This is a genomic window from Nonomuraea terrae, assembly GCF_004348995.1.
In the GTDB taxonomy this organism is placed as follows: domain Bacteria; phylum Actinomycetota; class Actinomycetes; order Streptosporangiales; family Streptosporangiaceae; genus Nonomuraea; species Nonomuraea terrae.
This window is the reverse complement of the sequence record NZ_SMKQ01000042.1, coordinates 41,042-50,944: the sequence shown is the minus strand read 5'-3', so window position 1 is coordinate 50,944 and position 9,903 is coordinate 41,042. Positions and strand designations below refer to the sequence as shown.

Here is a 9,903-nt window from a genome sequence, read left to right as displayed (position 1 = left end):
CCGCCAAGGCCGGCGAGATCATCGTGAGCGTCGTGGCCGGCGACGGCTGCGCCCGCTCGTACGCGGCCCACAGCCTCCTCGTCAACCCCGAGCCCGGCCAGAGCCTGCGCTACGGCTGGCGGCTCGCCCGCTGGAGCCCCGCCACCGAGACCTGGCGGACGTACCTGCGCGGCCACGACGGCTTCGTCGGCGCCGAGCGCACGGCCGAGTGGCGCGCCGAGATCACCGGCAACGCCGGGTGGTACCGCGTCGAGCTGACCGCCGGCCGGGGCAAGGCCGTCACGAGCGAGCGTTTCCAGGTGAGCTGCTGACCGACTGCCTGGCCGCCTCGACCCAGCGCGGCACGCCCACCCGCTCGGCCACCTCCAGGGCCTTCTCGTAGTGCTCGCGAGCGGCCTCGGGCTGGCCCAGGCGGACCGCCAGGTCGCCGAGGGTCAGCGCCACCGGCCACAGCGCGACCACGCCGGTGCCGGCGCCCGCCACCCGGTCGGCGAACGGCTTGAGCTTGTCGTAGCAGTCGACCATCCGCTCGCGGTCGTCGAGCAGCATGCCGGCCAGCGCCCGCCAGGTCATCGCCAGCTCGTACAGGAAGTCGGGCCGCACCGGGGGACGGGTGGCGGCCACCGCCTTGGCGTCGTTGACGTGGCCCGCCGAGGCCAGCGCCAGCGCGTACGCGTCGAGCGTCCACTTCGCGCCGCGCAGGTGTTTCTCGGCCAGCAGGTCGACCGTCTCGGCCGCCCTCCCGGCCACCAGGTGCAGGCAGAACGTCGTGATCAGCGGCAGGTCCTGGCGGCCCTCCAGCATGCCGGCCCGCGCTGTCATGCGGGCCGCCTCGCGGTAGGCCCGCTCGGCGCCCTCGTAGTCGCCGGCGATCATCAGCCGCTGACCCGAATACCACACCACGACCGCGGCGGGCGCCGACAGGTCGTACTGCTTGGCCAGGCTGTGGGCCGCCGCGGCGTGCTCGTCGGCCACCGCGAACTCGCCCCTGGCCGCCGCGCACTCCAGCAGCACCAGGTGGGCCAGCGCCTGGGTGGCCATCTGGCCCGAACGCTGGGCGACCTCCAGCAGCTCCCGGCCGATGCTCTCGCGCGAGTCGACCGCCGGGATGTCGTACGACTGCCGCAGCCGCCCGCTCAGCGCCGCCGCGATCAGCGCCGGGTCGCCGCTCTGCCGGGCCAGCTCCAGCGCCTCCAGCGACGCCTGCCGCCCGCGCTCGGGCGAGGAGGAGCCCTCCAGCTCCAGTGCCAGCGTGGTGAGCAGGCTCGCCCGCAGCCGCTGCTCGCCCGGCGGCAGCTCCATGAGCGCCTTCTCGGTGACGTCGACGATCTCCCACGCCGTACGGGTGAAGTCGCGCGCCATGCCCTTGTGCGGCACGGCCAGCGACGCCGCCACCTTCGCGGTGATCTCCAGGTCACCCAGCGGCAGCGCGGCGTCCATCGCCTGGCGGCGCAGCAGCCGGGCCGCATGCATGTCGCCGCACAGCGCGAGCGCCCGGATCTGGCGCAGCATGAGCCGCAGCCGCTCCTTGGCGCGCTCCGGCAGGTCGCCCCGCTCGTCGCCGCGGGACCGGTCGAACGCGGCGATGGCCTGCTCCCACAGCATGGCCGCCTCGCGGTGGGCGAAGCGCCGCTCGGCCTGCTCGGCCGCCAGGCCCGCGTAGTGGACCGCCTTGCCGGCCGCGTCGGCCAGGTAGTAGTGGTGGGCCAGGGCCGCCACGTCGGACGGCGCCCGCTGCTCGATGACCGCCGCCACGGCCGCGTGCAGCCGGGTGCGGCGCAGCCGGGAGGCGTCGGAGTAGATGGTGTCGCGCACCAGGTCGTGGTCGAACCTGAGCAGCCCGGGCCCCGGCTCGGTCACCAGCCCGGCCAGCAACGCCGCCTCGACGGCCTCGATCACCGCGTCCTCGTCGCCGGCGACCGCGATCAGCACGTCGAGATCGACGTCGCGGCCGATCACCGCCGCCTGCAGCAGGATCTGCTGGGCGCCCGACGGCAGCCGCGAGATGCGCCGCCGCAGCACGTCACGCACCCCGGAGGGCACCTGCGAGAGCACCTCGGTGGCGCTGGCCCGGTCGGCCGCGCCCTCGGAGTCGAGCAGCCGCACGGTCTCGCGGACGAAGAACGGGTTGCCGCCGGTACGCTCGACGATCGACTCGACCGCGTCCTCGTCGATCTCGCGGACGCAGGTGGCCTTGACCAGCTCGGCCACCGCCTTCGGGTCGAGCCCCGACAGGCCCACGCGGACCGGGCCGAGCCGGGCCAGGGCGGCCAGCACGTCGGACTGGCGGTCGTCGAGCTCGCTCTCCCGGCACGTCACCACGAGCAGCACCCGGCTGGTCGCCAGCAGGCTCGGCAGCGCGCGCAGCAGGGCCAGCGTCTGGTCGTCGGCCCAGTGCAGGTCTTCGAGCGTCAGCAGCACGGGGCCGCGTCGCGCCACCCCCGCGAGGTAGCCGCCGACCGCGCGGTGCAGGCGGAAGCCGCCGGAGACCTCGTCCTCGTCGGGATCGGGGGCGGCGTCGTCGAGCAGCGGCGCGAGCAGCTGGGCGTATTCGCCGGCGCCGGTCATGCCGACGAGCGTGCGCAGGATCTCGACCCACGCCCAGCCGGGCGGGGTGGCGCTGGAGTCGGGGCAGGCGCCCGAGGCGGTGGTCCAGCCGTCGGCGGCCAGCCGGCTCTCCAGCTGACGCAGCAGCGTGGTCTTGCCCGCGCCGGCCACACCGGTCACGACGGCGACCTGGAACCGGCCGGTACGGGAGGCCGCGGTGGTCAGCCGGGCCAGCTCGGCGTCACGGCCGACGAACGGCTCTGGCTCCAGCGGCGGCGGCTCGACGGGCTGGGCCGGCCGGGGCGGCCAGGTGTCGGTGACCGGCGCCGCGGCCCTCGGGGCGCGCGCCGGCGGCGCCAGGTCGAGCTCGGGCGACTGGGCCAGGATGTCGGATTCGAGCTTGCGCAGCGCGGGCCCCGGGTCGATGCCCAGCTCGTCGGCGAGGATCGTCCGGGCCCGGCGCAGCGCGGCCAGCGCGTCGCCCTGGCGGCCGCAGCGGTAGAGGCCGAGCGCCAGCAGCCGCCAGCCCTCCTCGCGCAGCGGGTGCTCGGTGGTGAGCGCCTCCAGGTCGGGCACGGTCTCGGCGTGCATGCCGAGCCGCAGGCCGGTGTCGGCGTGGCGGTCGCGGGCCACCAGGCGCAGCTCGGTGAGCCGGTTGACCTCGGCCTCGGCCCACGCCTGGTCGGCGAAGTCGGAGTAGGGGGTGCCGCGCCACAGGCCGAGGGCCTTCTCCAGGCGGGCGCGCGCGGACTGCGGGTCGCCCTCCTCCAGATGCTCGCCCGCGGCGCGTACGAGCTGCTCGAACCGGAGCGCGTCGACCTGGTCGGGGGCCACGCGCAGCGCGTAGCCGGAGGCGACCGTCACCAGCAGCCGGTTGGGGCCGCCGCGCGGGCGGCCGGGCTCCAGCACCCTGCGCAGGCGCGAGATGTAGACCTGCAGGCCCGACTGCGCGCCCTTGGCCGCGTCGTCGTCCCACAGATCGTAAAGAAGCGTGTCAACAGGAACGACCTGGCCTCTGGCCACGAGAAGCCGGGCGAGGACGGCCCGCTGCCGCAGACCGCCGAGGTCGAGTTCGTCGTCGTGTTCGTACGCCTCGACTGGCCCCAGAACTCGGAACGCCACCATGTCAGCCGCCACGCTATGCGCGCCCGGGAACCACGCACAAGGCCCGGGGTTCACTAACACGCGATGGGTTCGGGATTATCACGGAGAAGCCTTCGATATCGCGGATGGGGGCTCCGCGCCGGCGTTCCGGCCGTTGCGCCTGCGCAGCAGTGCCCAAGCGCCCAGTGCCAGGCCGCCGAACGGGATCTCGACAGTGTAAGTCCAGAACCCGAAGATCAGTGCGGTGGCCGTCGCCGGTGCGACCGGCACGCCGAACGCCGTGGTCAGCAGCAGCACCACGCCGCCCTCCATGATCCCCGCGCCGCTCGGCGTGATCAGCGCGCTGGTGAGCACACGCGACAGCGCGAAGACGGCGATCGACTGCGCGAGGCCGGGCCAGGCGCCGGTGGCGTGCATGCAGACCGCCATGATCGCCCACTGGAAGCCCAGGAAGAACAGCATGCCGAGCGAGAGCCCCGGCCACCGGGTGTGCACCAGGCCGGCCGTGTCGGCGCGCAGCCGGTGGAACGCCTCGGAGGCGTGCAGCCTCAGCCGCAGCAGCCGGGTGATCGCGTCGAGAACACGCCCGAGCACGACGGCGGCCCGTTCCCAGTAGAGCGCGACCGCCACGATCGCGCACAGCACGAGGATGGAGATCGCGCCCGTCCAGCCCGCGTTGGCGACGGTGGAGTCGGGTACCTCGCCCGCCAGGAGCAGCGCGATGATGCCGACCGCCGGCAGGACGAACCTGAACAACGTGTTCCAGATGCCGCTGACCAGCGTCATGACCACGAACGCCCGGCTGCCGAAGCCCCAGCCCTTGGTCATCGCGAACGACAGCGCCACCCCGAGCGCGCCGCCGAACGGCAGCAGGTTGCTCACCGCGCTGCCCGCCGCGTTGAGCGTCAGGCCCTGCAGGTTGCTCAGCCCGGGCAGGGAGTTGGTCAGCACGAACGAGTACGCCAGCAGGCTCAGCAGCCACAGCGCGGCCATGAGGGCGATCTCGCCGGCGTCGAGCCTGCCGAACACCGCGCCGATCTCGTGCCAGGAGACCGGCTTGCCGGTGAGGGCGCGCACGATCTGCGGCAGGTAGACCACGAGCAGCACGGCGAGCCCGAGCGACAGCACGGACAGGGTGATCTGGAGCCACTTGTTCTTCATCGTGGGTCCAGTTTGCCGTGCGGCGGGGGGAGGACCGTCGTCCGGAGGGATTACTTGGGCCACCCGTCGAAGGGATGACTGAGGCGGGCGCCGGGCGGCAGGTCGCGGCGGACGTACCACTCGGTGCCGAAGACGAGGCGGTAGAGCGGGCGCGGGACCTTCAGCATGACGGCGAGGGTGCGGTCGCTGTCGCCGCCGCTGGCCTGGGAGGCGTGCGCGGCCATGGAGGCCCGCTTCTGTTTCGTATATCTCCGGACGTTCACCCGGTGCGTGATCGTCTCGCCCGGCGAGTACGCGCTCTCGAACGTGCGTACGTCGAACTCCGGCGGGAACCGGTAGAAGCGGCCGGCCAGCCTCAGCAGCCGGACCAGCGGGTCGCGGTTGACCGTCGCCTCCAGCACGATCTCGGTGCCCGCGATCTTCGCCGCCCGCCTGCCCACGCGGTGGACCTGCACATGGTCGGGGTGCCCGTAGCCGCCCGCCGGATCGTAGATGGTCAGCAGGTCGGCTTTCTCCTCCAGCAGGATCTCGGCGAGGGCCTTGGCGGCCGCTTCCGTGTCGGCGTCGATGAAGGCGTTGTCGGGCCGCTCGTCGGCGACCCCGCCCTTGGGGCTCAGCCCCGAGTCGCCGTAGCCGAGGCACTCGACGCGGGCGCAACCGAGCAGCGCGGCCGAGGTGTAGAGCTCCTTGAGCCTGGTCTCGCCGAGGGCCTCGCCCGGCTCCATCTCGGCCAGGCCGCGCTCGCCCGCGGTGGCGACCACGAGGACCACGCGGTGTCCCTCGGCCGCGAGCTTCGCCATGGTGCCCGCCGTCAGCAGGGCCTCGTCGTCGGGGTGGGCATGGAAGAACACAGCGGTACGTGGAGGCACAGGCCCCAGATTAGTCTGGGAGGGGTGCGGATCTTTCACGTGAGTGACTGTTACCTGCCACGACTCGGGGGGATCGAGGTCCAGGTGGCCGATCTCGTGCGCATGCAGCGCGCGGCCGGGCACGAGGTGTCGGTGGCCACGGCGACCCAGGGGGAGCCGATCGAGGGCGTGCGCCGCATCGTCGCGCGGATGCCGTTCGACCTGCCGGTGCACCCGTTCGGTGCAGGTCATCTGACGCGCTGGATCACCTCGTCGCGTCCCGACGTGGTGCACGTCCACACGGGGGCGGTCTCGCCGTTCGCGTGGATGGGCGTGCGGGCGGCGTTCCGGGCGGGGGTGCCGTGCGTGGTGACGGTGCACAGCATGTGGGATCCGGGCACGCGGGCGCTCTACCGGCTGCTGCGGCTGGCGTACGGCTGGCAGCGGTGGCGGTTGGTGGCGACCACGGTGAGCAACGCCGCCGCGGCGCCGATCAGGGCGGTGGCGGGGCCGACGGTGCCGGTGCGGGTGGTGTCCAACGGGCTCGACCTGTCGGGCTGGGCGCCGCCGCCGGGGCCGCCCGACCGGCGCGAGGAGGTGCACATCGTCGCGGTGGGCCGGCTGGCGCCGCGCAAGCAGCCCGTACGGCTGCTGCGGCTGCTGCGGACGGCCCGCGCCCGGGTGCCGGCCCGCATCCCGATGCGGGCGACGATCGTCGGCGACGGCCCGGCGCGCGGGCAGATGGAGCGTTATCTGGCCCGGCACGGCATGGCCGACTGGGTGTCGCTGCCCGGCCGCTACACCCGTGAGCAGATCGCGAAGGTGCTGGAGTCGGCCGACGTGTTCGTGGCGCCCGCGCCACGTGAGTCGTTCGGGATCGCGGCGCTGGAGGCGCGGGCGGCTGGTCTGCCCGTGGTGGCCAGGGCGCAGAGCGGGGTCGCCGACTTCGTCACGAACGGCACGGAGGGGCTGCTCGGCCGTTCGCTGGACGATCTCGCGCGGGCGGTGGCGCGGCTGTGCTCCGACGCGGAGTTGCGCGCCTCGATCGCCGCGCACAACCGCGCGACACCGCCCACCGCCGGGGCGTGGCCCACGGTCCTGGAGGGCTTCGGCCGGGCGTACCGCCAGGCCAGGGACAGACACGCGCCCTCGCCCCGCGCCACGTGACGGCGAGTGTCACGCGGTAAGCGGAGGCCCGTGTCCGGTGATGGTGGGTGTCACGCGGTAGCGCAGGCCCCTGTCTCGTGACGGTCGCGTGTCACTCGCGGTGCAGGACCACGTAGCCGTCGCGTTCGAACTTCTTCACGTAGCCCCCGGCGAGCAGTTCCGCGACCTCGGCGGCCTGTTCGTCGAGCGAGCCGAACGGGAACTCCCTGCGGGCCACGTCGGCCACCACCCACGGCGAGCCGTGCGGCGCGTCGCTCCACAGGAGCACGTTGGCCGTCGAGGTGAGCGCCGGCCCGATCGAGTTGGCGGCCTCCACCGTCACGCCCTGCGGTACCCGCGGCGGTCGCCTTGGACTCGCGGTAGAAGTCGGCGTGGTGAAGCCGATCGAGCGCGAACCGAGGCACCAGCGTGAGCGCGACCACGCAGACGGCCACCGCCCAGGCGAGCGTGAGCGAGGCGTCGCCGGAGCGCCGGGTCCGGCGCAGCAGCCGGGCCAGCCCGTCCACGCCCGCGCAGAACAGGATCACCACGGTGAACGCGCTGTACTGGAAGTCGGCCTGCCACCACTGCTCGCGGTCGGCCAGCATGCGTACGAGCACGTGTGGCGCGGCCGCCAGCGACAGCGGCGAGAGCAGGCAGAGCAGCAGTGTCGGCCACACCGGCAGGAACAGCGTGTCGATCTCGGCCTCGGCCCCGAGCAGCAGCTGCACGGCGCCGATCGGGTCGCTCACCAGCGCCAGGAGCGCGCTGGCCGGTCAGCTCGATCCTCCGGAGGGCGGGTGCGGCGCGGGCCCCCGGCCGTACCGCCGGCGTCTCACCCGTCACGGTGATCAACCCTAGACGCGGTCGCCGCCCACTCCTGCCCCCCACAGGGGGACGGCGACCGCGGGCCCGTCAGGTGCAGGCAGCCGTGATCTTGCTGGTGAAGCCGTTCAGCTTGCCGGTGAACTCCGTGGCGCTGCTGAGGTCGCCGCCCTCCATCGTCTGGAAGCCGTCGGCGAGGTCGTTCAGCGCGGCGGCGACTTCGCCGTCGTACTTGCCCGCGAGCTCCTTGGCCTGGTCCGCCGCGGTCTTCGACGCCTCGCCGAGGGCATCCTGGTCCGTGGGGTTCGATGTGATGGCGTTGCTCCACTCGGTGGCGATCTTGCTGGCTTCGCCGGCGGCGGTGTTGCAGTCGACGGCCTGCCCGACGGCGCCGCAGGAGGTGACGCCGAGGACGGCAAGAGTCAGCGTCGCGGCCGTGACGGCCAGGCGACGGCGAGGGGGTGTCATTTCCATGCCCTTCGTAGGTGTGGCGAACGAAGAACATGGTAGAAGTCACGACTTAACCGTCACTTGCACCCCAGTAGCACCAAGGGTGTCAAGGGGAGGTAAAGCCCTGCAAGAGCGCTCGAACGACTTCCTCCGGTTCGGGTAGGGGGAGGTCCAGCAGCCCCCGGTAGGCGACGAATCCGGTGAACAGGTCGGTGAGCAACCACAGGTCCGCGTCAGGGGAGAGTTCGCCGCGCTCGATGGCGCGCTCGTACACGACCCACGAGCGTTCCATGCGCGTCCGCATGCCGGTGCGGACGATCTCGGCGACGGCGGGGTCTCGGCCGGCCTCGCCGTACACCTGCTTGGCCAGGCGCGCGATCCCGGGCAGCCGCCAGAGGGCGAGCGTGTCGGTGACCACCACGTGCAGGTCGCCCGCCAGCGACCCGGTGTCGGGGACGGCGACGTGGGCGTCCATGAAACCGGCGATGGCCTCCAGGAGCATGTCGCGTTTGCTGCCGTACCGGCGGAAGACGCTCGCTCTGCCGACGCCGGCCGCAGCGGCGACGTCGTCCATGGTGAAGTCGAGGCCATGGGTGAGCACCAGGGTCGCCGCGGCCTGCCGGATGCGCTCGCCGACCGCGGGGTCGGCCTTGCGGCCGCGTGCAGACATTGTGATACTCCAAGTATCTGATACTGAGGGTCTCATGAGACGAGGACGGTAATGAGGGTAGTGGTGATCGGTGCCGGCGTCGCGGGGCTCGCCCTGGCGCGCGGCCTGCTGAGCGCGGGCCACGACGTCGAGGTGTACGAGGAGGCCCCCGAGCCGCGTACGGCAGGCGGCTCGATCACGCTCTGGCCCGGCAGCACGGCCATCCTGGAGCGGCTCAAGGTCGACCTCGTCGGTGTCGGCCGCCGCCTGGAGACCATGGAGTCCTGGTCCGGCGACGGCCGCCCGCTGTTCACCGTCGACCTGACGGCCGCCGAACGCCGCTACGGCCACCCGACCGTCCACGTGGCCCGCAGCGAGCTGGTCGAGGTGCTCGCCGACGGCGTGCCCGTGACGTACGGCGCGCGGGCCGAGCACGTCGTGCCCGAGCGGGCCGAGGTGCGGCTGGCCGGCGGCGGCACCGTCCGCGGCGACGTGCTCGTGGGCGCCGACGGCCGCCGCTCGGCGGTGCGCGCCGCGCTGTGGGGCGACGACCCGGCCCGGCTGAGCGGCTGGGTCACCTGGCAAGGCTTCACCAGCAGTCCCACCGCGCTGACCGGGCAGCGCCGCGCCGTGATGATCCCCGGCGGGCAGGGCCTGTGCGGGCTGATCCCGGCGGGCAGGGGCCGGTTGCTGTGGTGGTTCGACGTCAGGTCGGCCCCCGGCCGGTCCTTCTGGGAGGACGACCCCCGCATCGTGGAACGGCTGCGCGAGCGGTTCGCGGGCTGGCCTGACCCGGTGGCCGCCGTCCTGGAGAGCCTCGGGGAGCCCGACTTCTTCCCCCATCACCGCCATCACGTCCCCGTGGCCTGGGGGAAGGGCCCGACGACGCTGGCCGGCGACTCGGCGCACACCATGCCGCCCACCATGGCCCAGGGCGCCAACCAGGCGCTGGAGGACGCCTGGGTGCTCAGCCACTCGATCGGCGACCTGCGCGCCTACGAGCGGGCCAGGACGAAGGTGGTGCGCCGGCCCGCGCGGCTGGCCGCGACGGAGGTCACCAACGTGCAGCAATTCTTCGCGGGGCTGATCCCCGACCGGCTCGCGACCAGGATGTACACGGCGTGGCTGCGCGGCGCCAGCAACTACCTCTTGACAGTGTCCTGAGCGCCGCCG

General features: G+C 73.3%; 9 protein-coding genes and 1 pseudogene. 3 read left to right on the top strand and 7 right to left on the bottom strand.

Going from position 1 to position 9,903, the window contains the following annotated elements:
- A partial coding sequence (locus tag E1286_RS16650) for a hypothetical protein (protein WP_223190022.1) occupies positions 1-311 on the top strand: 311 nt, incomplete at its 5' end.
- Here E1286_RS16650 and E1286_RS16645 read toward each other — a convergent pair.
- The 3 genes from E1286_RS16645 to E1286_RS16635 all read right to left on the bottom strand — a co-directional run bounded on the left by E1286_RS16645 (position 280) and on the right by E1286_RS16635 (position 5,681).
- The gene (locus tag E1286_RS16645; protein ID WP_132613454.1) at positions 280-3,672 is read right to left on the bottom strand and encodes an ATP-binding protein; all 3,393 of its coding nucleotides are present in this window, start codon (positions 3,670-3,672) and stop codon (positions 280-282) included. The genes E1286_RS16650 and E1286_RS16645 overlap by 32 nt on opposite strands.
- Before the next feature lie 78 nt (positions 3,673-3,750).
- Positions 3,751-4,812, bottom strand: coding sequence for a lysylphosphatidylglycerol synthase domain-containing protein (locus tag E1286_RS16640; protein WP_132613452.1), 1,062 nt, complete (start codon positions 4,810-4,812; stop codon positions 3,751-3,753).
- A 50-nt stretch (positions 4,813-4,862) separates the two neighbouring features.
- The gene (locus E1286_RS16635) at positions 4,863-5,681 is read right to left on the bottom strand and encodes a PIG-L deacetylase family protein (protein WP_246074910.1); all 819 of its coding nucleotides are present in this window, start codon (positions 5,679-5,681) and stop codon (positions 4,863-4,865) included.
- Positions 5,682-5,720: 39 nt separating this feature from the next.
- Here E1286_RS16635 and E1286_RS16630 point away from each other — a divergent pair, with 39 nt between their 5' ends.
- The gene (locus E1286_RS16630; RefSeq protein WP_132613450.1) at positions 5,721-6,827 is read left to right on the top strand and encodes a glycosyltransferase; all 1,107 of its coding nucleotides are present in this window, start codon (positions 5,721-5,723) and stop codon (positions 6,825-6,827) included.
- A gap of 91 nt (positions 6,828-6,918) precedes the next feature.
- On the opposite strand, the gene E1286_RS50250 is transcribed toward E1286_RS16630, so the two are convergent.
- The 4 genes and pseudogenes from E1286_RS50250 to E1286_RS16615 all read right to left on the bottom strand — a co-directional run bounded on the left by E1286_RS50250 (position 6,919) and on the right by E1286_RS16615 (position 8,751).
- Entirely contained in the window at positions 6,919-7,149 is a 231-nt protein-coding gene (locus E1286_RS50250) for a hypothetical protein (protein ID WP_246074909.1), read from the bottom strand.
- A gap of 124 nt (positions 7,150-7,273) precedes the next feature.
- A pseudogene (locus tag E1286_RS52045) lies at positions 7,274-7,537 on the bottom strand (DUF2079 domain-containing protein); the annotation flags it as partial.
- A gap of 184 nt (positions 7,538-7,721) precedes the next feature.
- A complete protein-coding gene (locus E1286_RS16620; RefSeq protein WP_132613448.1) occupies positions 7,722-8,099 on the bottom strand; it encodes a hypothetical protein in 378 nt (125 codons plus the stop codon).
- Positions 8,100-8,187: 88 nt separating this feature from the next.
- Positions 8,188-8,751 (bottom strand): TetR-like C-terminal domain-containing protein, encoded by a 564-nt coding sequence (locus E1286_RS16615; protein ID WP_165969764.1) that lies wholly within the window; start codon positions 8,749-8,751, stop codon positions 8,188-8,190.
- 51 nt (positions 8,752-8,802) lie between these two features.
- On the opposite strand from E1286_RS16615, the gene E1286_RS16610 reads away from it, so the two are divergent.
- The gene (locus E1286_RS16610) at positions 8,803-9,894 is read left to right on the top strand and encodes an FAD-dependent oxidoreductase (protein WP_132613444.1); all 1,092 of its coding nucleotides are present in this window, start codon (positions 8,803-8,805) and stop codon (positions 9,892-9,894) included.
- Positions 9,895-9,903 lie beyond the last annotated feature (9 nt).

What these genes read in the sequence shown, in the direction of transcription:
- E1286_RS16610 (WP_132613444.1), top strand. Translation starts at nt 8,803, where the DNA reads ATGAGGGTAGTGGTGATCGGTGCCGGCGTCGCGGGGCTCGCCCTGGCG.
- E1286_RS16640 (WP_132613452.1), bottom strand. Translation starts at nt 4,812, where the DNA reads ATGAAGAACAAGTGGCTCCAGATCACCCTGTCCGTGCTGTCGCTCGGG.
- E1286_RS16615 (WP_165969764.1), bottom strand. Translation starts at nt 8,751, where the DNA reads ATGTCTGCACGCGGCCGCAAGGCCGACCCCGCGGTCGGCGAGCGCATC.
- E1286_RS16620 (WP_132613448.1), bottom strand. Translation starts at nt 8,099, where the DNA reads ATGACACCCCCTCGCCGTCGCCTGGCCGTCACGGCCGCGACGCTGACT.
- E1286_RS16645 (WP_132613454.1), bottom strand. Translation starts at nt 3,672, where the DNA reads ATGGTGGCGTTCCGAGTTCTGGGGCCAGTCGAGGCGTACGAACACGAC.